This is a genomic window from Flavobacterium flavipigmentatum (assembly GCF_020911905.1).
GTDB classification, from domain to species: domain Bacteria; phylum Bacteroidota; class Bacteroidia; order Flavobacteriales; family Flavobacteriaceae; genus Flavobacterium; species Flavobacterium flavipigmentatum.
Window position 1 is genome coordinate 1,801,670 of record NZ_CP087133.1, and the last position, 21,993, is coordinate 1,823,662.

The 21,993-nt window shown below is 33.3% G+C and carries 19 protein-coding genes; 10 read left to right on the plus strand and 9 right to left on the minus strand.

Annotated elements, in window-relative coordinates; genetic code table 11:
• Nucleotides 1-177 precede the first annotated feature (177 nt).
• Nucleotides 178-1,503: a DUF4270 family protein gene (locus LNP22_RS08130; RefSeq protein ID WP_229976092.1), complete on the plus strand. Its 1,326-nt coding sequence runs from the start codon at nt 178-180 to the stop codon at nt 1,501-1,503.
• Nucleotides 1,504-2,739, plus strand: coding sequence for a BamG family beta-barrel-assembly machinery protein (gene bamG / locus LNP22_RS08135; protein ID WP_229976093.1), 1,236 nt, complete (start codon nt 1,504-1,506; stop codon nt 2,737-2,739).
• 4 nt (nt 2,740-2,743) lie between these two features.
• On the opposite strand, the gene murI is transcribed toward bamG, so the two are convergent.
• From murI to LNP22_RS08175, 8 genes are all read right to left on the minus strand, one after another.
• Nucleotides 2,744-3,520, minus strand: a complete 777-nt coding sequence (murI, locus tag LNP22_RS08140) for a glutamate racemase (RefSeq protein ID WP_229976094.1) — start codon at nt 3,518-3,520, stop codon at nt 2,744-2,746.
• A gap of 325 nt (nt 3,521-3,845) precedes the next feature.
• Nucleotides 3,846-4,349 carry an OmpH/Skp family outer membrane protein gene (locus LNP22_RS08145; RefSeq protein ID WP_210664799.1) on the minus strand — a complete coding sequence of 168 codons (504 nt, stop codon included), beginning with the start codon at nt 4,347-4,349 and terminating at the stop codon, nt 3,846-3,848.
• A 15-nt stretch (nt 4,350-4,364) separates the two neighbouring features.
• Nucleotides 4,365-5,357 carry an OmpH/Skp family outer membrane protein gene (locus LNP22_RS08150; RefSeq protein ID WP_210664625.1) on the minus strand — a complete coding sequence of 331 codons (993 nt, stop codon included), beginning with the start codon at nt 5,355-5,357 and terminating at the stop codon, nt 4,365-4,367.
• A 39-nt stretch (nt 5,358-5,396) separates the two neighbouring features.
• Nucleotides 5,397-8,123 (minus strand): outer membrane protein assembly factor BamA, encoded by a 2,727-nt coding sequence (gene bamA, locus LNP22_RS08155; RefSeq protein WP_229976095.1) that lies wholly within the window; start codon nt 8,121-8,123, stop codon nt 5,397-5,399.
• The gene (uppS, locus tag LNP22_RS08160; RefSeq protein ID WP_229976096.1) at nt 8,056-8,796 is read right to left on the minus strand and encodes an undecaprenyl pyrophosphate synthase; all 741 of its coding nucleotides are present in this window, start codon (nt 8,794-8,796) and stop codon (nt 8,056-8,058) included. The genes bamA and uppS overlap by 68 nt, the downstream gene beginning before the upstream one ends.
• A 3-nt stretch (nt 8,797-8,799) precedes the next feature.
• Nucleotides 8,800-9,483: a type IX secretion system protein PorG gene (porG, locus tag LNP22_RS08165; protein WP_229976097.1), complete on the minus strand. Its 684-nt coding sequence runs from the start codon at nt 9,481-9,483 to the stop codon at nt 8,800-8,802.
• Between the two features lie 174 nt (nt 9,484-9,657).
• Nucleotides 9,658-10,545, minus strand: coding sequence for an NAD kinase (locus LNP22_RS08170; protein ID WP_229976098.1), 888 nt, complete (start codon nt 10,543-10,545; stop codon nt 9,658-9,660).
• Between the two features lie 91 nt (nt 10,546-10,636).
• Nucleotides 10,637-11,296, minus strand: a complete 660-nt coding sequence (locus LNP22_RS08175; RefSeq protein WP_229976099.1) for a CBS domain-containing protein — start codon at nt 11,294-11,296, stop codon at nt 10,637-10,639.
• A gap of 116 nt (nt 11,297-11,412) precedes the next feature.
• Here LNP22_RS08175 and LNP22_RS08180 point away from each other — a divergent pair, with 116 nt between their 5' ends.
• The 3 genes from LNP22_RS08180 (at nt 11,413) to LNP22_RS08190 (ending at nt 15,334) form a co-directional block, all read left to right on the plus strand.
• Nucleotides 11,413-12,126 (plus strand): pyridoxine 5'-phosphate synthase, encoded by a 714-nt coding sequence (locus LNP22_RS08180; protein ID WP_229976100.1) that lies wholly within the window; start codon nt 11,413-11,415, stop codon nt 12,124-12,126.
• 118 nt (nt 12,127-12,244) lie between these two features.
• Nucleotides 12,245-14,479 (plus strand): TonB-dependent receptor plug domain-containing protein, encoded by a 2,235-nt coding sequence (locus tag LNP22_RS08185; RefSeq protein WP_229976101.1) that lies wholly within the window; start codon nt 12,245-12,247, stop codon nt 14,477-14,479.
• 3 nt (nt 14,480-14,482) lie between these two features.
• Nucleotides 14,483-15,334, plus strand: a complete 852-nt coding sequence (locus tag LNP22_RS08190) for a DUF4249 domain-containing protein (protein WP_229976102.1) — start codon at nt 14,483-14,485, stop codon at nt 15,332-15,334.
• A gap of 50 nt (nt 15,335-15,384) precedes the next feature.
• Here LNP22_RS08190 and LNP22_RS08195 read toward each other — a convergent pair whose 3' ends face one another.
• Complete coding sequence (locus tag LNP22_RS08195) at nt 15,385-16,713, minus strand: hypothetical protein (protein ID WP_229976103.1); 1,329 nt, start codon at nt 16,711-16,713, stop codon at nt 15,385-15,387.
• Between the two features lie 192 nt (nt 16,714-16,905).
• On the opposite strand from LNP22_RS08195, the gene LNP22_RS08200 reads away from it, so the two are divergent.
• From LNP22_RS08200 to clpX, 5 genes are all read left to right on the plus strand, one after another.
• Entirely contained in the window at nt 16,906-17,670 is a 765-nt protein-coding gene (locus LNP22_RS08200; protein WP_229976104.1) for an alpha/beta fold hydrolase, read from the plus strand.
• Nucleotides 17,671-17,723: 53 nt separating this feature from the next.
• The gene (locus tag LNP22_RS08205; RefSeq protein ID WP_229976105.1) at nt 17,724-18,065 is read left to right on the plus strand and encodes a phage holin family protein; all 342 of its coding nucleotides are present in this window, start codon (nt 17,724-17,726) and stop codon (nt 18,063-18,065) included.
• 121 nt (nt 18,066-18,186) lie between these two features.
• Complete coding sequence (locus LNP22_RS08210; protein WP_229976106.1) at nt 18,187-19,509, plus strand: trigger factor; 1,323 nt, start codon at nt 18,187-18,189, stop codon at nt 19,507-19,509.
• Between the two features lie 328 nt (nt 19,510-19,837).
• Nucleotides 19,838-20,512 carry an ATP-dependent Clp endopeptidase proteolytic subunit ClpP gene (gene clpP / locus LNP22_RS08215; RefSeq protein ID WP_210664638.1) on the plus strand — a complete coding sequence of 225 codons (675 nt, stop codon included), beginning with the start codon at nt 19,838-19,840 and terminating at the stop codon, nt 20,510-20,512.
• 161 nt (nt 20,513-20,673) lie between these two features.
• Nucleotides 20,674-21,906 carry an ATP-dependent Clp protease ATP-binding subunit ClpX gene (gene clpX / locus LNP22_RS08220; RefSeq protein WP_229976107.1) on the plus strand — a complete coding sequence of 411 codons (1,233 nt, stop codon included), beginning with the start codon at nt 20,674-20,676 and terminating at the stop codon, nt 21,904-21,906.
• The last annotated feature ends 87 nt before the right edge of the window (nt 21,907-21,993 follow it).

Below are 21,993 nucleotides of genomic sequence, written 5' to 3' on the forward strand. Positions count from 1 at the left end.
ATATATATGACGCTATTTGATAGACAGAATGGCTCTTTTTGGCGTTGAGTCTGTTATTTGTTCCCAAAGCCTCGTTGTAGATGAGTTTTGTCTGTTAATAGTCAAAATAGGCGTAGCTGTATATGTTATAGTGTTGCCCGAAATTGTGCCTTTTATATTTGTTTAAAAAAGGAGATTATGCACAAGTTTTTATGGATGTTGTTTTTTGCATTTACAATAGTGTCATGTGGCACAGATACTGATGCTGGAGAGTTTGTTGTGGGATCTGATTATTTGGCGATTAATAACAAAGTGGTTTTAATAGATACCATGACGGTTGAGATGTCTACCATTAATTTTGATTCGCTGGTTACATCAAATCAAAGCCGAATTCTCGTTGGAAATTATGATGACCCTATTTTCGGAAAGGTGAAGTCATTGAGTTATTTTCAGTTGTCGACAGATACTTATAATTTGAATATTGGCAGCGGTTCTGATACGGAGGCTACCAATTATGTTTTAGATTCTATTTCGATGATTCTCAGATACGATAATTATTATTACGGAGATACAACCAAAGTGCAAACTTTTGATATTCATCGATTGACTCAAAAAGTAAAACCCAATATAGATGATGATCAATTCTACAATAATTCGACGCTCACTTATGATACTGAAAGTTTAGGAACAATTTCGTATAAACCACGCCCAACAGAAAAAGATTCTATTAATATAAAAATGAATCGTGATTTTGGTGAAGCACTTTTTCAAAAATTCAAAAAAAGAGAAATAACCGATTTTGATAGTTTTGCAGAATACCTCAAAGGGCTTGTTATCGTGCCTGCTACGGCAAATTCTTCGAGTGTTATAGGTTTTAATCTAACCAGTAGACTCAGAATGTATTATTCTAAATATCAGAGTGGTGCAGAAGAATCATTGATCAAAGATTTTGAGATTTTGGTTCCGGCGAGACAATTCAACTCTATCTCCTTAGATAAAACGGGAACTTTAATACAGAATTTACCGGTTTCCAGTAGTAAATTATCGAGTAGGCTTACGAGCAATCAGGGATTTATTCAGTCGGGTAGTGGAGTAGCTTGTCGAATTGATTTTCCAAACATCAAACAACTCAAGCAAATTGCTGAAAACGGTGCTATTGTTGATGCCGAATTAATTTTGAAACCTGTTAATAACTCATATTCAGATCAATATCCGCTATCAGATTCTTTGCGGGTTTACACCGCTGATAATTTAAATAGAATTGGAGGTAATTTACTTAATTCTGCAGGTAAATCAGTTTTTGGAGTATTAAACAAAAAGACGGATGAGTTTAATGAAAATGTAAAATATTCTATAAGTATTGGAAGCTTTCTACAAAAAGAAATGCTAAAAAAATCAGATTCCAGAGCTTCACTTATTCTAACATTGCCAACGATATCAAAAGGCGTAAACCGACTTGTTCTGGGTGATCAGAAACATCTTAATAACAAAATTCAATTGAAAATTTATTACATCTCTTATTAAATGAAAAATAAAATAGCATTCGTGAGTGGTCTCATTTTGATGTTTACAAACTCATTTTCACAAAGTATTTCAAGTTCACCTTATTCATTATACGGTGTGGGGAGTTTATACGATGCTGATTATGGCTCAATTCCCGCCATTGGATCTTCCGGAATCGCTTTGCCCTCTGATGTTTCTTTAAATAATTTAAATCCTGCATCTCTGGCCTATTTGCCGCTCAATCATTTTATGTTTGATGTTGGAGGAAAAGCAATTGCGACCACATACGAAAGCGGTTCTAGGAGCGAAAAACGTAATAATTTTCAGTTTTCTCATATTGCATTTGCATTTCCAGTTACCAAAAAATCTGGCTTTAGTGCGGCTTTGCGGCCTTATTCGAGTTCAGCATTTAAAATTTCAAATTTAAAATTGCCCATACAAAATAGTGAGGAATTTTACTATCTGACTGCAGCAGGTTCCGGCGGATTGAACAATTTTGATTTTTCGTATGGATATCGTTTAAATAAAAAATTAGCGGTTGGTTTATCAGCCTCATTACTTTTCGGAAATACAACTGATGACAGAAGTTATCTAATATCCAATTCGATAACAACCATTAGTAAGGAAACAAATTATAACGGTTTAAGGGCTACTATTGGTTCTCAGTACAAAATGGATTCGACTTTTACGATCGCCTCTACTTTTAAGTTGCCTGCCCGAATTAGTGCGTCAAAAGTGCAAGATGTGCAAACAATTGCAAATGAAGTGGAGACCGTTATAGAATCTGACTTGGTTTCTGATACCGACAATTATTATCTGCCCTTAGAAATAGGAGTGGGTATTAGTAAAAGGTTCAAAAATAATTTGAATCTAACTTTCGATTACGAAAAAAGCTTATGGAATGATACCAGACAATCTGAATTGTATGGTAATTTTGTGAATCAAGACCGGTTTGCTTTAGGATTGAGTTATAAATCTAAGAAAAATGTTAGAAGCTATTGGGACAGAATTCGATATGGAACAGGTGTGAGTTTTGATACGGGTTACCTAGAAGTTGATGGGAAAAGAGTTAACAATGCAGCGATTTCTTTTGGAATAACTCTACCAATAGAAAACACATATTCGGCCTTGAATATTTCGTATTCTTACGGACAAAAAGGAGCGGTTTCGGATAATCTGATCAAAGAAAATTATCATAAACTCTCTCTTAATTTATCTTTAGACGGAATTTGGTTCGTCAAGCGAAAAATAGAATAATCGTTTAAAAATCTTTTTCTGTTACCTGATATTTGTGGTCTAAAATAGCGCTTAAAACAGTAGGATTTGAATTCGTGTAAAAAACGGGTTCATTTTTTGCTTTAGCAGAAGACCCAACTTTTTCGCGCAAAAGAGTTTGAGTCTGGCGTGCTACTGCTTCACCTGAATCTATTATTTGAATATGTTCTGGTAGTATTTTTTTTATCTGCGGAATCAAATACGGATAGTGACTGCAGCCCAAAACCAGATAATCAATATTAGCATCAATCATGGGTTTCAAATACGATTCTAGTAATTGAGTCATCTCTGGCGAGTACAGATTCCCGTCTTCTATTAGCTGAACCAAACCGTGACCTACCTGTTCGATAATTTTGGTTTCCTGAAACATTTCGGCAGTTTTGTTAAACAACTCACTGTTTAGTGTTCCTTTAGTGGCTAAAATTCCAATTACTTGTGTTTTAGATTTAGTTGCTGCCGGTTTTATGGCTGGTTCAATACCTACAAACGGAATGTCATAATCGGCACGAAGTTCTCTAATCGCATTTGTGGTAGCAGTATTGCACGCCACCACAATTAATTTGCAATTCATACCGATTAGAAAATCAACATTTTTTTTGCTGAGTGCAACAATTTCCTTTTTGGTTTTTTGACCGTAGGGAGCATTTTTGCTATCGGCTAAATAAATTGTTTTTTCGTTAGGAAGTAACTCATGTATGGCGCTCCATATCGAAGTTCCGCCTATCCCGGAATCAAAAACGCCTATAGGATTGTTGTTTGTCATAGAACAAATTTACATCTTTTTAAGAATCTACAGTTATTGTAATCATTGATTATTTTATAAAATAATCCTAATTTTTCTATTGCAATATTTTGATTTTTTTAAAAGGAAAATATAATGTGTAAAATGTTTGTTTTGACTATTTTATAGTCGTTCAAAGGCAGTACTTAGAAAAAATAAACAAAACATGATTTAATTAAAAGTCCAATGCTGTTTGCATTCGTATACAACTATTTTTTTAGCATAGTAAATAATCAAATTATAGAAATAAAAAATGGCCCAAAACTATATCAGTATTGAGCCATTTTCAGTATTTAAGAAGCTTTTATTAAAATCCTAAATCTTTTTTTACATCAGCAGTAAGGTTTGGACCATCAGCTAATAAAAGAGAAGAACCGTCTACTACGTATTGGAAACCTTTAGCTTTTCCAACTTTTTGAATAGAAGCTCTAACTTTTTCCATTAAAGGTTTTACGATATCATTTTCTTTTTGTTGTAATTCTTTTTGAGCATTGTCTCTGTAATCAACAATTCTTTTTTGCATGTCTTGCACTTCTTTAGAACGCTCTCCATTTACAGCTTCAGTTACAGTTGCAGCTTCAGCTTCGTATTTTTTAATTTTTACTTGGTATTCTTCCACCATTTTTTTGTATTCTGCATCGTATGTACCGCTTAATTTTTGTAATTGGTTTTGAGCATCTAGCATTGCAGGCATTTTCGACATGATCTCGCTTACATCAACATGGGCTATTTTAGCCTGAGCATTCATTGTATTGTTTGCAGATAAAATAAGTACTGCAGCAATTAGTAAAGTTTTGATTTGTTTCATCATCATTTAAAATATTAATTAATTATTGGTCGTATTAGGTTTTTGTGTTTCGGCCTCTTTTGCTTTTTTGGCCGCTTCTCTTTCTTCTATTATTTTCTTTTTACGTTCTTCCAGTTCTTTTTTACGCTGCTCATAAAGTCTTTGTCTTTCTTCTGCTTTGTTTACTACTGGCTCCGTATTTGTTGTTTTTGCATCTGGATTTGCGATCGCATCCGTTTTTGTTGTTTCTGGTTTAGTTGTTTCAGAAACCGTGCCATTTTTCTTCGCTTCTCTTTCTGCTGCTATTGCATTTCTTCTGTCTTCGTATTCTTTTTTCTTCGCTTCTTGTTCCAGTTTGCGATCCAGAATCAATTTTTCTCTTGCGGCTCTTTTTTGATCCAGTGCTTTTTGTCTGTCTGCCATTGCTGGATTTTCATCCAACTCATTCTCCAGATTTTCTTTTTTCTCCTGCTCTTTCAATTCTTTTTTCGAGAGTTGCTCTCTTTTCTCAGTTCGGTTTAAAGAACGAATTACCTGATCACTAATGTCGAATCTTTTATTGCTAAAAAGCATTGTAAGATCTGATGACTTATCAAAAATAAAATCATAATTTTTGGCCTCGGCAATATCTTGCACAGCTGTAAAAACCTGATCTTGTATTGGTTTTGATAGCGCTGCTTTTTGTCTCATTAAATTCCCATCAGCTCCAAATTGTTTTTGCTGATAGTCTAACATTTCTGTTTCCAGAAATTTAATTTCTGTTTCTTTTTCTTCAATAAGCTCTTTTGTCAATAAAGCTCTTTCAGCTTTTAAATTTTCTTTCAGCTTATTGATGTCAATTTTTTTGGATTCTACATCTTGTTTCCACTTTTGGGCTTTTAGCTCCAATTGTGCTTTTGCTTCTTTGTAATCAGAAACATTTTCCAAGATATATTCCATATCGATGTAGCCGATTCTAGTCGTTCTTGTTTGAGCCTGACTTGTATTTGCTACAATCAAGGCTAAAAATATAAATAAAAACTGTCTTATCATAACATTACTTTATTTGATGATTTTTAACCAAATATATTATTAGAATTGTTGCCCAATAATAAAGTGTGTTTCCCACCCATTAGCTTTATTCGTTACAGATCCTGGAAGGGCGTCAAAACCATATCCGAAATCAATTCCTAATAAACCAAATGCCGGCATAAATACACGTAAACCTGCCCCTGCTGAACGATTCAAATCAAATGGATTGTAAGATTTAAAATCTGGGTACGATGATCCTGCTTCTACAAATGTCAATGCATAGATGGATGCAGAAGGTTTTAATGTAATCGGATAACGTAATTCCATAGAGAACTTGTTATAAATTGTTGCTCCAATTTGCTCACCATTAGTATTGATAGGTGTTAATGAGTTGTTAGGGTATCCTCTCAACTGAATAGTTTCTCTACCATCCATTGAAAAGTTTGCCATTCCATCTCCACCCAAATAAAAACGTTCAAAAGGTACAACACCACGTTCTTGATTGTATGCTCCTAAGAAACCAAATTCGGTTAATGTTCTTAAAACTAATTTTCCATACACTTTAGTATACCAATCAGCTTTAAATTTTACTTTATAATATTCTAACCAGTTATATTTCTTCTGATCGACCTTTGCAGGATCTGCTGCGGCTTCTTGAAAAGTACTTACTTTGTTCCCGTTAGTGTCAATGTAATCGCCAGAATTTACAACTACACCATTATTATCTTCATAAGAACTGGTTGCTTTTGCTTTGTATTCTTGTTTGTCTCCCAAACTTCCGTAATCAACACCATTTAATAATGAATAAGGAGGTGTTAGTTTTGCCGAAATACTAAATTCTGAACCATAAGTCGGGAAAATCGGGTTGATACCTTTATTACTTCTTGATAATCCAATAGTATAAGCTAAGTTTCTTGAAGCTCCATTTCCAAAAGTAAACAATCCTGTGTTGTAATTATTTAAATCATAGTGCTGGTAACTGATTGATTGAGAAAGCACAAAGAAATCATCCGGTACTGTAAGTCTTTTAGCAAGACCAACTTGTATAGTAAAAATATTAAAACTTTTACTTTTGTCTACATCTCTTGTAACAAAATTATTTAGAAACTGTTTACTGTATGAGATAGAAGAACTAAACTGTACTGGTTTTTTTCCTCCAAACCATGGCTCTGAAAACGACACACTATAGGTCTGGAAATACGTGCTTCCTTGTAAACGTAAAGATACTTTTTGACCATCTCCCATTGGTAATGGTTTGTAAGCTTCTTTGTCAAATAATTTTCTCGCAGAGAAGTTATTAAAAGATAAACCTAATGTACCAATGAATCCGCCACCACCGTAACCACCTTGCAACTCAACTTGGCTGGAACCTTTTTCTACCAATTGATATTCAATATCAACTGTTCCAGCAGATGCATCTACATTTCTAAATTCTGGTTTAATAGATTCAGGATCAAAGAAACCTAACTGGCCAATCTCACGAATAGTTCGTACTAATTGCTCTTTACTGTATTTTTCTCCTGGTTTAGTTCGTAATTCACGGTAAATAACATGATCATTTGTTTTGTCATTTCCTGTAACATATATTTTATTGAAATAAGCTATAGGGCCTTCTGTAACTCTAATTTCAAAATCGATGGTATCATTTTCGGTTTTTACCTCTACAGAGTTGATTTTTGAAAATAAATAACCATTGTTTTGGTATAAATTGGTAATGTCATCTGCATCAGGTTTTGTGTTGTCTGCAATTCTTTTTTGAAGCAAAACACCATTGTAAACCTCGCCTTTTTTTATACCTAAATAACGTTGTAATAATTGGTCAGGATAAACAGTATTTCCTAAGAATTTAATGTTTCCAAAGTAGTATTTATTACCTTCTTCTACTTTGATTTTTATGGCAAGCATGTTTTTATCTTTCAAATAAGATACAGAATCGTAAATAATACGAGCGTCTCTATATCCTTTTTCTTTGTAAGTGTCGATTACTTTTTCTAAATCTGCTTTGTATTTTTCAGGAATCATTTTTGAAGCTTTCAAAACACGGAAAACATTTTTCTGTTTCGTGTCTTTCATCGCACCTCGCAATTTATTATCGCTAAGTTGGGTATTTCCTTCAAAATCGATGCTCTTTATTTTTACTTTAGAGCCTTTGTCAATGCGTACGAGCATGTTTACCTGGTTTCCAGAAGTAGTATCAGGAGTAGTGGTTATGACAACTTTGGTGTTGTAAAAACCATCTTTTTTGTATTTATTTTCAATGTAGTTTTTTGTCGTAGTAATCAGGTTTTCGTTTACAATCTTGTTTTTAGTCAAACTATTGTCTTTAATAAGACCTTCAATTTTACTTTTCTTAACTCCAACCATTTTTACTTCATTCAACTTTGGAAGCTCAACAATGTTTAGGTCAAGATAAATACTATCATTCTCAATTTTATTTACATAAAAAGAGATTTCATCAAAGAGACCAAGTTTGCCTAATTTCTTGATGGCTCCGCTGATTTCTTCTCCGGGAACTGCAATTTCCTGTCCTTTTTGAAGTCCGGAAAATGTGACAACAGTTTGTTCATTGAAGCTTATTTTACCAACAACAGAAACTTTTGCAAGAATGTATTTTTTCCCTTGATCGAAAGGAAGTCTATCTTGTGCTTTTATTTGTGAAAAACTACCCAAAAGAGCTAGGGTAAGGACTATTTGTATTCTTTTTTGTAACACTAAAAAATTATTTAATTTGTTCACTGGTTTTTCCAAATCTACGTTCTCTTTTTTGATAACTAATAATAGCCTCATATAAATCTTGATCTTTAAAGTCTGGCCACAAGACATTAGTAAAATATAATTCTGCATAGGCAATCTGCCACAGCAAAAAGTTACTTATTCTATGTTCTCCACTTGTTCGTATTAATAAATCTACGTCGGGTAAATTTTGCGTGTAAAGATGCTCATTTATAATTGAATCGTCAATATTGTCTATTGAAATTATATTATTTTTAACTTTATCACTGATGATTCTCACTGCATTTACCAATTCTTCTCGTGATCCGTAACTTAAAGCCAGTGTTAAGGTAAGTCTTGTATTGTGTTTTGTTTTCTCGATAACATCCAACAGCTCTTTTTGTGCATTTTTTGGCAATTTATCAATATTTCCAATGGCATTAAGTCTTATATTGTTTTCTATCAAAGTTGGGAGCTCTTTTTTTAATGAATTGATCAAAATCTTCATTAAAGCTTCGACTTCTAATTTTGGCCGATTCCAGTTTTCTGTCGAAAAAGCGTAGAGTGTTAAGAACTCAATACCCAATTTGGCACAAGTAGTAATTGTTTTTTTTACAGACTTTGTTCCGTTTTCATGGCCAAATGCCCTCAAAAAGCCTTGTTGTTTTGCCCATCGCCCGTTGCCATCCATTATAATAGCAAGGTGTTTAGGTAAGTTTGTTTTATCTATTGATTCTATTAAATCCATTTTTTATTCTGCGCAGTAGCAAGGTTTTTCCCCAAAGGTGTAGGTTAAGGTAAGTCCTGAAAAGACATACCAATCATTATTATTTAAGTTTCCAAAACGATTACCTGCCATAAAATCATTCTTCGGGTTGCTTCCGTCTAAATTATCCGTAAAGGTATATCGGGCTCCGACTTCCAAACCTAAAACAAAATCACGACTAATATTTGATTTTATTCCTAAAGTTATCGGAATAGCAAGTGAAGTCGATTTTTGATCGATTTTTGTCTGTCCGCTTGTGATGTACAATTCATTGTATCTAAAAACACTTAATCCTGAATATATATAAGGTGTGATTTTTGGTTTTTCATCGTGTAAATTAAAATCGAAGAAATTAAACTCCAGCCCGGCTGATAATTCTTTAATGTCATTATCAAATCGAAAACCTCTTCTATTTCTGCTCGTTTCTTTAGAATCTAAGTCATTGGCAGAAATTTTGGATTGCGTGTATGAAAAACGATAGGAGTGACGTGGACTCTTATTCCATTTATACAAAATACCAAAAGCTAATTTTTCCGGCGCGATATAAGTGGTGCTTCCCACATCACCAACGTAGTTACTTCCACCAAGAAACACACCGATCTCATTGATTTGAGCCTGAAGTGTGATAAAGGGGAAAAAACATAACAATAAATTAAAAATTTTCTTCATTTAATTCAAAATTGCGTGCAAATATAATAATTATCGATTCGAATCAAAGTTCCTTTGGTTAAATGTGCTTTTTTTTCAATTTATAATATGATTTTGAGGCATTTAATATTGATTCGATATATGCAGAACGAGAAAATAGGGTATTATCGTATAAGTGCTTAAATAGAAAAGAGGCTAATTTCTTTTGTCTTCTCCCCAAAGCAATTTGTTTCTTAGTGTTTTTAAGAAAGTTTCGCCCGGAATTTCGACCATTTTTATTTTAAAATTTGTTTTTTTGATAGTTAAAATAGATTCGTTTTTTATAGAAGCAATCCTTGAATCTAAAGAAACCAGATAATGATCTTCTCGTCCTGAAACACGAAGTTTTATTTCCGTATTATCCGGAATAACAAGTGGTCTTGCTGTTAAATTATGAGGCGCAATAGGGGTAATGACTAAGCTTTTTACTTCCGGAGTTAGCAATGGTCCGCCGCAGCTCAAAGAATATCCGGTAGAGCCAGTAGGTGTAGAGATAATTAGGCCATCTGCCCAATAGGAGTTTAAATATTCATTGTTCAGATAAGTTTCAACGGTAATCATCGATGTGGTATCTTTTCGGCTTACTGTAACCTCATTCATCGCAAAGTTGAGGCCTTCTTCGATAGCTTCGTTTTTGGGTTCACAAGTAAGGCTTAATAACGTTCTTTCAGAAGTTGTGTAATTTTTATCAACGACAAACTGCAAAAATATGTCAATGTTTTCTTTTTGTACTGTCGCCAAAAAACCGAGTCTTCCGGCATTAATTCCTAAAATAGGAACTCCGGAATTCCGCACCAGAGTAGCTGCTCTCAAAATAGTTCCGTCACCGCCAATACTAATCAGCATTTCGAAACTGTTATCTAACGAAGTGCTTGCTGAAAAAGTTTTGTATTCTTTTTGTACGAGGTCTTTTTCGTAAAGCATTTTTAGAAAGTTTTCTTCTATTACCATTTCGACATTATTAGTCTTAAAAAACAGAAAAATATCTTTGATAATGGGTTCGGTGCTGTTTTGATAATACTGTCCGTAAATAGCTACTTTCATCTGATGTTTAATCGATTTTTTTGTTTAATTGTGTAATCGGTAATCTTTTTTGCCAAAACGATTAAACAATTAACCGATTCAACAAATAACATTATATATTAAGGTATTTGTCTAGGTAATCTGAACGTTCTTTTAGACTGTTGATATAGGAATCTTCCTGATGTTCGGATATGATTTCGTAATTGTATCGCCTGTAAGTCTGAATAATTTCATTCATTGGTCCCAAGCCAATTTTTACAGTAATTTGTACTTTTTCTAAATCGGCTTCAGAAACAAAGCAACCTAAAATCTTGCCGTTATTACTTTCTACAATCTGTGTTATTTCGCTCATCGAATAGTCTAAAATTCCTTTTTGAACGATAATAATTCCGCCTTGCTCCTTTAAAAATGGGGTTTCATGAAAAAATTTCATAATATCTTCCATTTCATAATAGCCTATGTAATTATTGTTTTCGTCAAGAACGGGAACAGTATTGGTGTGGTTTTTTGCAAAAACTTCTAAAACATCCAGCCAAATCATCGAATTTCGGGCAAAAAAACGTTCAAGTGTATATTTGTAATCAATGGTTTTTTTGTCGGTATCAAAAGTCTCAATATCATCGGCGGCGATACTTCCAATAAAAATTCCGTTCTCCAAAACTGGAAAATGCGAAAAATTCACGTCGGTAAAAAAGTCCTGAATAACCTCTATTGTTTCCTGGCTGTCAATGGCTCTTAGATCGTTGGTAATATAATTGGTAATTTCTGTCATAAAGCGGTTGAAGATATTTCATGCAAAATAATCAAAAAATAGCAAAAACTGCTACGTTTTACTTTGTATTTTTGTGGTTACAAATATAATGTTACTAGAATTAATTATCTACTTATATGACAAAGTTAAGTGTAAATATCAATAAAATTGCAACTTTACGAAATGCTCGTGGCGGAAATGTGCCAGATTTATTAAAAGTTGCGATCGACATTCAGAATTTTGGAGGTCAGGGAATCACGATTCATCCGCGTCCCGATGAGCGTCATATTCGCTATCAGGATGCGCGAGATTTAAAAGCGATCGTTCATACAGAATATAATATAGAAGGGAATCCACAGCATAATTTTATTGATTTGGTTTTAGAATGCAAGCCAACACAGGTGACATTGGTTCCTGATGCCATTGGGGCTATTACTTCTTCTGCAGGTTGGGATACTGTAAAAAATCAATCCTATCTGACTGAGGTTATTCAGGAATTTCAACGAAACGGTATTAGAACGTCAATTTTTGTTGATCCGATTCAGAATATGATTGAAGGAGCTAAAAAAACAGGTACAGACAGAATAGAATTGTACACAGAAGCTTTTGCACACGAATATGCTTTAGGAAATAAAGCCGGAATTTATCCTTATGTAGCTGCTGCCCAATTGGCAAATGAGTTAGGTTTAGGAATCAACGCAGGTCATGACTTGAGCTTAGATAACATTCAGTTTTTTAAACAAAATATTCCGGGTTTATTGGAGGTTTCTATTGGTCATGCTCTTATTTCAGAGGCTCTTTATCTCGGTTTGGATAATGTAGTGAATATGTATTTAAATAAATTGAAGTAAAATTAAAACAATTATAACCTAATGTATTTGGGTTATAATTGTTTACTTTCGCACTTTTATTATTTAAATATAAGTGTCGAAGTCTATTATACTTTTTTTTTTGCTGTGCACTTCCAGTTTGTTTTCACAATCTAAGGCCAGTATTATTGGGAATGTACGTTCGAATGAAAACGAAAATCTGGTCGGAGTAAGTATTTCTTTCGATATCCATCATCAACATTATGCAGTCTCTACAGATACTTTAGGTAATTTTTCAACAAGCATTCCGTTTGGAGATACTAAAATGATAGTAAACTATTTAGATTATTATCAAAAGACCATTTATTTTAATTGTAAAAAAGATACAGTAATTTCAATTGTATTAGAAAATGATGTTTCAGTTTTAAAAGAAGTTGTTATTTCTAGCGATAAGAAGAAAGGAATAACAGCTTTATCTGGAGGCAAATTATCTTTCAATTTAAAAGACTTGACATCTGTGCCTACAGTGTTAGGGACGACCGATATTATCAAACTTTTGCAACTAACACCTGGTGTTCAAAATTCAGGTGATGCAAATGGTTATTTATATGTTAGAGGAGGAGATCCGGGACATAATGCCATACTTTATGATGGAACTCCGATCTATGGAATGTCGCATTTGTTAGGTTTTTTTCCTTTTTATAATGCGGATCATATTAATAAGGTAGAATTTGATAAATCGAGTTCAAATGCCAAGTATGGTGGTCGCTTAAGTTCTACAACCTTACTGATTCCAAATAAAAAAATACCTTCGGAATTCATGATCCAAGGCAATTTGGGTATTTTAGCTTCTCAATTAACTTTGGCGGTACCAATTTCTAAAAAAACAGGACTGTATATTTCAGGAAGAAAAACGTATATTGATGAAATTGTTGCCCCCTTTTTGAATTCGGGGTCTAAAAACAATGATGTTCAGGATATGAAATATGGTTTTTCAGACGGAAATATATCTTTTATGTCTCAAATTTCTAAAAACAATTTATTCTCAATAGAATCGTTTGTAAGTACTGACGTTTTAAAAATAAAGGATCCTAACCTCGCTCTAGATACTCAATTAAAGTGGAGTAATTTTACAGTTTCGCCAGCTTTAGAGACTACTTTGTCGTCTAAAACCACTATGTCGAATTCGTTTTATTTCAGTCAATATTCAAATGAATTAAGTATGGAACAGGCTACAATTCAGTTTGGAGTTGCTTCTTATGTTAAAGATTTTGGATTTAAAAATGCAATTCAATATTTAATTGCAGGAATGCCAGCTGAATCTGGATTGCAATATGTACATCATGATTTACAACCTCAAAAAATAAATGTTGAGAATTTAACCGATGTTAATAATACTTTTCAGAGTAGCAAAATTAAGGCTAATGAAGCGGCTGTTTTTTCAACTATTAAGCCAAAGTTAACGGATAATTTATCTGCAGAATTAGGATTGAGAATTAATTATTACACTTCAGGATCTAAAGATTCTTATTTGCACTTTCAGCCTCGTATCATACTAAATTATGCGGCAAATGATGATTATTCTTTTTATGCATCTTACAATAAACAATATCAATATTTGAGTTTAATAACAACTTCAAGTGTAGGAATTCCAACTGATTTTTGGATTGCGAGTTCCAACGGAATAAAACCACAGTCTTCCAACGAATTTTCTATTGGTTCTAACCAGAATATATCAAAAAGTTTAGTTTCTTCTTTGGGAGGTTTTTATCGTTCTATGAAAGATTTACTGGAATATCCCTATGGAATAACGCAGTTTAACGAGACTACGACGCTAAAAAATGATTTACTTGTTGGAAAAGGAAAAGCATACGGTATCGAAATGATGCTTCGAAAAAACAGTAAAAAACTTACAGGCTGGCTTAGTTATACTTTAAGTTGGTCTGATCGAAATTTTGAGGAACTTAATAACGGAAAGACTTATTTTGCTAAATACGACAGGCGTCATAATATTTCATTAGTTGGTATGTATGATTTTAACGCAAAATGGAATTTTGGTGTTACTCAAATATTTAGTTCTGGAAATCGTTTTACAATGCCCACTTCTTGGTATTTTGTTAATAATAATCCTGTCAAAGAATATTCAGAATATAATAATGCACAGATGCCAAATTATATCCGAACAGATCTTTCGGTCAATTACTTTTTTCTCAAAACAAATAAAAAAGAAAGTGCTTTAAATTTTTCGATTTACAATACTTTTAATATTGATAATCCGATTTATGTTGTTTTGAATATTCAGGTAAATGAGAATAAAGACAGTGTAATTGTAAAACAAGAAAAGAAGGTTTTGTACAGAATATTACCTTCGATAAGTTGGAGGTTTAAATTTTAAAAGATGAAAAAATATTTATTATTTCTTTTTGTTTTAGTAATAAGTTGTTCTAAAGATGATTTTAGTCAACAGTTAAGCCATGAATCAAAAATTGTGGTAGAAGGATGGATTGAGGAAGGCGATTTCGCTCAAGTCTTGTTGTCAAGTAGTATTCCTATTACGGATGTAGTTGATTCTACAAATGTTTTGGATCATGTTATTCGATCTGCAAAAATTACTATTTCTGACGGTGAGACTTCAGAGGTTTTGAGGGTCAAGAACGATAAAAATAGAGTGCCGCCGTTTGTTTATTTTGGTACAAGTTTAAAAGGCGAGGCAGGAAAAGAATATTCATTAAAAATAGAATATTTAAATCGAGTGGTTCAAGCCATTACCACTATACCTAAAAGCGTCGAGCTTAAAAGTGCCGAGTATATTAAAAGAAATCTGACAGACACAACAGGTTATATTTTTGTAAAATTTGATGACCCGATGAACGAAAAAAACTATTATCAGATTGCCACAAAAATTGATGTTGAAGAGCCGATTTTTGTTCCTTCATTTTATGGTAATTTAGATGATAAAAACTTTCAGACAGCTTTTGTTTCTGCACAAATAAATAGAGGTATCTTGCTTTTTCCTAAAACCAAGTTTACCCCCTATTTTGCAGATGGAGATTTGATTTTTGTAAAATTAAGGACCCAAAATAAAGATGCTCTAGATTTTTGGAACAGTTGGCAAAACGAAATTGTAAATAGTAGAAATCCGATTTATCCATCTAATACGAGTCTAAAGTCTAATATAGAAGGTGGTATTGGAATTTGGGCTGGTTATGGACAAAGTACTTTGACAGTAAAAACGCCTCCAAAAAAATAAAGCCGATTTGAATTTGATCAAATCGGCTTTACAGTTGTTTTTAAAAGTTTTTATTTTTCAAAAGCTTTTATGAAATCCTCAAATTTAGTTTCAAAAGTACTGAATCCCTCTGAGAAATAAGCACTCATTTCTACTTCTGTGTTGTCACTGAATTTCAAATATAAATTTTCGTCATAATATTGAATTACAGTACCTCCGTTTTGGTTATAACTCCAATATCCACCATTTGTGTAAGATGGGTCTACTGTCCATATATCACTCATTAATTTATAAGAATATCCTTTTTCTGCTCTTTTAACTAAATCTGCTATTTTTGTACCATCTTTTTTAGAAACTAAAATTAACTTAAAGTTTTTATTAAAATTAGCTACATTTCCTTGTGCAAGTTTAATCTGGTATGCATTGATATCTGTAAAATAAGTTTTTGTTTGATAGTCAACTTTAGGCAAGCTTTTTTCTAATGCAGCTTCTTCACTTGCTTCAGTAGCTAAATCCATATCAGCAACGATAACAAAATTCTCCATTAATTGGATCAATCCGTTAGCCTTACCTCTGTATTGAACAAGTTCATCGTTGTCAATTAAACCATCAATGTTTGCAGTACTTCCAGAATTAAAAGAAATTAAATTTTTTCCGTTGAAAGTAAGAGAAGCTTTTGAAATGTTTTCTGTAGCTTTTGAACCACTCATTTCCCAGGTATAACCGTCGTTTAAGGTCATCTTGTATGTAAACTCATTCGGAACTTCTTTCCCGTTAGTGTATTTTGCAGTTTGTTTAAAAGTTGCAGCTTCTTTATTATCAATCGTTAAAACAGCATCTGCTGATATTGGTAAAAAGATATGATCATTTGTTTCAACGTTTGTTTCCCAATTGTAGCTATCTGAAATGTCAACTTTTATGTCAGAAGAAACACTATTTGTTGAAAATGTAGCGTTATTCGAAGTTTGAGATTCTTTAGCAGGGAAAACAAATTTCAATTCTGTAGTTGAAGCTGTTTTGTCCCATTTTTGTCCTGCGTTATTCCACGTGTAAACACCATAAACACCTGATACATTGATGATGTCTTCAACTTCATTGTCATTTTTTCCGTTAAAAATATCAACAGAGCTAATATCCAATAATGTGTTTAAATTTTCTATTGCGTCAATGGCACTAGAGCTTTTTGTTTTGTCTAATTGAACTAACATTTCATTAGCTTCTGCTTCTAATTTTACTTTTTGCTCAGCAGGAGTTAATTTTGAGTAAGGTTGTTTCATAATAGTAGCAATTTGTTCTGCTAAAGTTTCGTCAGTAGGAGTAGTTTCTGGACTGTCTTCACTTGAGCATGAAATTGCTAGTTGAGAAATAATTAATGAGAATAAAAATAATTTTTTAATCATGGGTTGGTTTTTAAATAAATGAATTTTTTGTTTCAAAACGCGAATATACAATTTACGATTGTATTTTATTTACGGGAAACCATAAAAATGTAGACTTTTTTTTAATAAAATGATTTGATGAAAATTATCGTACTTATATTCAAGGATAAGTTTTTTACCTTTGTGATAAGTTTAAAATAAATTAAAGTAATTATGCTCTACTCAAAAATAGAAGGCAAAGGAAAGCCATTTATAATCATGCATGGGTTTCTGGGAATGTCTGATAATTGGAAAACCCTTGCAGGGCAATATGTTGATGCAGGATTTCAGGTTCATTTGTTAGATTTACGCAATCATGGACGCAGTTTTCATTCGGATGAATGGTCGTATGAGGCGATGGTGCAGGATGTATTCGAGTATTGTCAGGCTCATCAACTAACAAAAATTGATATTCTTGGTCATTCTATGGGCGGTAAAGTGGCGATGCTTTTTGCAACGACACATTCAGATATTGTAGATAAATTGATTGTGGCTGATATTGGCCCGAGATTTTATAAACCACATCATCAGGATATTTTGGCGGGATTGAATGCCGTTGATTTTTCTGTACAACCTAGCCGGAATGATGTTGAAGCTATTTTGACTCAATATGTTCCTGATTTTGGAACGCGTCAGTTTTTGATGAAAAATTTATATTGGAAAGAACCCGGACAATTGGCTTTTAGATTTAATTTGCCTGTTTTTAATAATAATTTAGAGGCTATCGGAAAAGCATTGGCAGAAGGTTTGGTTTTTGACAAAGAAACATTATTCATCAGAGGAGGAAATTCAGGATATATTGCAGATTCTGATTTTGATGCGATTCGTCAACATTTTCCAAAAGCAAAATTCGAAACGATTCCAAATGCGGGTCATTGGCTTCATGCCGAAAATCCTAAAATGTTTTTTGAATTAACCACAGAGTTTTTAAAAGAGTAGTTTGTTTTTTAAAAATTTTATTACATTTATTAAAAATTTAAAATAAAAAAAATATGAAATTATTGATTAGACTTGTTGTTACGGCGCTTTTGGTTTTACTAATAGGTCATTTTTTGCCTGGTGTTCATGTCGTTAGTTTTACTACGGCGATCATTGTGGCAATTGTTTTAGGATTACTCAATCTTTTTATAAAACCAATATTAGTTATTTTGACTTTGCCGGTAACGGTCATTACTTTAGGTTTGTTTTTACTGGTGATTAATGCGATTATAATTTTGCTTTGTACACATATCGTAGGAGGATTTCATGTCGATACATTCCTGACGGCATTGATCTTTAGTGTGGTGTTGTCTGTACTTCAGTCGATTGCGAATGCAATTATCGGAGAAGATTAAGAATTTAAAAATAGAAAGCACGTTTTAAACGTCTTCAAATACAATAGGTTAAAAACTTGGTTGGGTTGCAAAAATTTTATAATTTTGCAACCCAATTTTATTATGTAAATTAAAGAAGAAGATGGATATTAAAAGAGTAGCAACAGACGCTGTGACTGAAACGATTGTAATGACAGTTGTTCACATGGATTATAAAGGTCAAGTAGCAAAAAGAATAAACGAAAAAATGCCTTTGGCTACTGTTAAAGGTTTTAGAAAAGGACAAGTGCCAAAAGATCTTGTTGAAAAACAATACGGAAAGGCCATTAAACAAGAAGAAGTTAAGAAAGTAGTTGATTTGGCTTTGGAGCGTTTTATTCAATCTGAAAGACTAAATCTTTTAGGAACTCCTCTTCCTAAAGAAAACGAAAACTTTGATTGGGATGCTGAAGAGTTAACTTTTGAGTACGAAATTGGTTTGGTTCCTAACTTCGAAATCAATTTGGAAGCAGAGAATAATATCGTAAAATATATCGTTACTGCTGATGATAAATTAATTGACGGACAGGTAGAGCGCATACAAAAACAATTTGGAAAAGCAATTCCACAAGAAGTGGTAGCTGCAGATTCAGATTTGACAGGCACTTTCTCAAACGAAGAAAAAGGCATCAATAATACAACTACAATTTCGGTTTCAACTTTCAACAAAGCTGCCGGAGATCAATTTATAGGTAAAAAAGTTGGGGATGTAGTGGCTGTAAGCACAAAAGGTTTATTTGAAGACGATCACCAATTAATGGATTACTTAAAAGTAGCTCATGATGATGTTCATGGTTTAGATGTTGAAGTTAACTTTACTATCGAGGCTATCAACGGAGCTGAATTGGCTGAATTGAACCAAGAGTTGTTTGATAAACTTTTTGGCGAAGGAAAAGTAGCTTCATTAGAAGACTTGAAAGCTAAAATTAAAGAAGATGCTGAAGCGCAATTTGCACAGCAAGCAGATCAAAAATTATTGTTAGACGTTCAGGATTTTCTGATTGAAAGCACAAAATTTGATTTACCGGCAGAATTCCTTAAAAAATGGTTACAAACAGTTGGAGAGAAAAAACTTTCTGCTGAAGAAGCTGAAGTAGAATACGCAAGATCTGAAAAAGGATTGCGTTTTCAATTGATTGAAGGGAAAGCAATGGCGCAAAGCAATATCCAAATTACATTTGAAGATTTGAAAGCATTTACAACAAACGCAATCAAACAACAAATGGCTCAATTTGGTCAAACAAACCCAACTGACGAAGAAGTACAAGGAATCGTGGCTAGAGTTTTGTCTAACCAAGAAGAAGTAAAAAGACTTTCTGAGCAAGTTGTAGCTGAGAAATTGTTGGAAGTTTTTAAAGAAAAAGCAAACCCAACAACAAAAGAAGTTACTTATGAAGAATTTATTGCCGCTTCTTACGGAGAATAATTTTGAATAAAGGTCAGAAGAAAGTAGTAAAGTCAAAAAATACAGACGAAAACTTTAGTTGTTTTTATTTGAAATTTTAAGATTTTATTACAGATACTGAAAGATAAAAAATAGTTATATTTGAGCGTCAAGAGAAATTTTCCTTTGACGCTCATTTTTTTGTTTCAGGCTTTTATAGTTTTTGTTTTATTTGGAAAAGCAAAGCAACTTTAAAAATGAAACAAAAAAGAAGACAAATTGACATCCTCGTGTAAAAAGGTATGAACTTTGTTTGATAGGTTTAAGTCTCTTTTGAGACTTTGGACTTTCAAACTTTTAAACTAAAAATATGAACTACGGTAAAGAATTTAAAAAATTTGCTACAAAGCACCAAGGAGTAAACGCTATGTACTACGATAAGATCGTAGCAGCGATGAATCCTACCAATATGACTCCTTACATTATCGAAGAGCGTCAGTTGAATATTTCTCAATTGGATGTTTTTTCACGATTAATGATGGACAGAATTATCTTTTTAGGGACTGGTATCGACGATCAAATCGCCAATATCGTTCAGGCGCAATTATTATTTTTAGAAAGTGCCGATGCCTCAAAAGACATTCAAATATATCTAAATTCTCCGGGAGGAAGCGTTTACGCAGGATTAGGAATTTATGACACGATGCAATACATCAAGCCAGATGTGGCTACAATTTGTACAGGTATGGCAGCCTCAATGGGAGCTGTTTTATTGTGTGCAGGAGCGGCAGGAAAACGTTCGGCTTTACCACATTCAAGAGTAATGATTCACCAACCATCAGGAGGAGCACAAGGAGTTGCGACTGACATGGAAATCAACTTACGTGAAATGTTGAAACTGAAAGATGAGTTGTACAATATTATTTCGCACCATTCAGGACAAACTTTTGACAGAGTGCACAAAGACAGTGAACGTGATTACTGGATGAAAGCTGACGAAGCAAAAGAATACGGAATGATTGACGAAGTGTTGAGAAGAGGATAATTTTTTAAGGTTCAAAGTTACAAAGGCACTGAGGTTCTGAGTGCTTCTTCTTTGAGATTAAAAAAGAATATAAAAATAAAAAGTGTAAAGAGGCTAAGTTTCTGGGATTAGAAAAAAATCTTAGAAACTTAGTAGCTTAGCAACTTAGTAACTAAAAAAGAATGGCTAAAGTAGTATTAGAATGTTCGTTTTGTGGAAGAAAGAAGCCAGAAACCAATTTATTAATTGCAGGGATTAATGCACATATTTGTGATAAGTGTATTGAGCAAGCACACGGAATTGTATTAGAAGAATTAAAATCAAGCGGAAGCGCAAAATTAGTTGGAGACTTAATATTAAAGAAACCAAAAGAAATTAGAGCTTTCTTAGATCAATACGTTATTGGTCAGGATCAGACCAAAAAAGTAATGTCGGTTGCGGTTTACAATCACTACAAACGTTTAATGCAGCAGCAATTAGACGACGAAGTAGAGATTGAAAAAAGCAACATCATCATGGTGGGACAAACCGGAACCGGAAAAACATTGGTCGCTAAAACGATCGCAAAAATGTTAGATGTTCCTTTGGCTATTGTTGATGCAACGGTACTTACAGAAGCAGGTTATGTGGGCGAAGATGTCGAAAGTATTTTGACACGTTTGCTGCAGGCTGCTGATTATGATGTAACCAAAGCCGAAAGAGGAATCGTTTTTATTGATGAAATTGATAAAATCGCCCGCAAGAGTGATAATCCATCGATAACACGTGATGTTTCGGGAGAAGGTGTGCAACAAGCATTATTGAAATTATTAGAAGGAACAGTGGTAAACGTGCCACCAAAAGGAGGCCGTAAACATCCAGACCAAAAGTTTGTTGAGGTAAACACGCAAAACATTTTGTTTATTGCAGGTGGTGCTTTTGACGGAGTAGAGCGTATTATTTCTAAACGTCTTAATCGTCAGGCTGTTGGGTATTCTACTTCTAAAAACGTAGACAATATTGATAAAGACAATTTATTGCAATATATTATTCCGAAAGACATTAAAGATTTCGGATTAATCCCTGAGATTATTGGGCGTTTGCCAGTTTTGACACACATGGATCCCTTAGACAGAGAAACATTGCGTGCCATCCTGACACAGCCTAAAAATGCTCTGATCAAACAATATCAAAAGTTGTTTTTGATGGATGAAGTAGAATTTAGCATTACCGATGAAGCATTAGATTTTATTGTAGACAAAGCGTTAGAATACAAATTAGGAGCTCGTGGATTGCGTTCGTTATGCGAAGCAATTTTGACAGACGCCATGTACGAATTGCCAAGTTCAGATGATAAAGTACTAACAATTGACAGAGAATATGCTGAACATACTTTGAGTAAAAATTTACTAAAAAGAATGGAAATTGCTTCGTAATTAGCAATTACAACTATAATTAGAAGAACCTGTTCCTTTATTGGAGCAGGTTTTTTTATTGGAATTAAAATAAATATTTTCTTACTT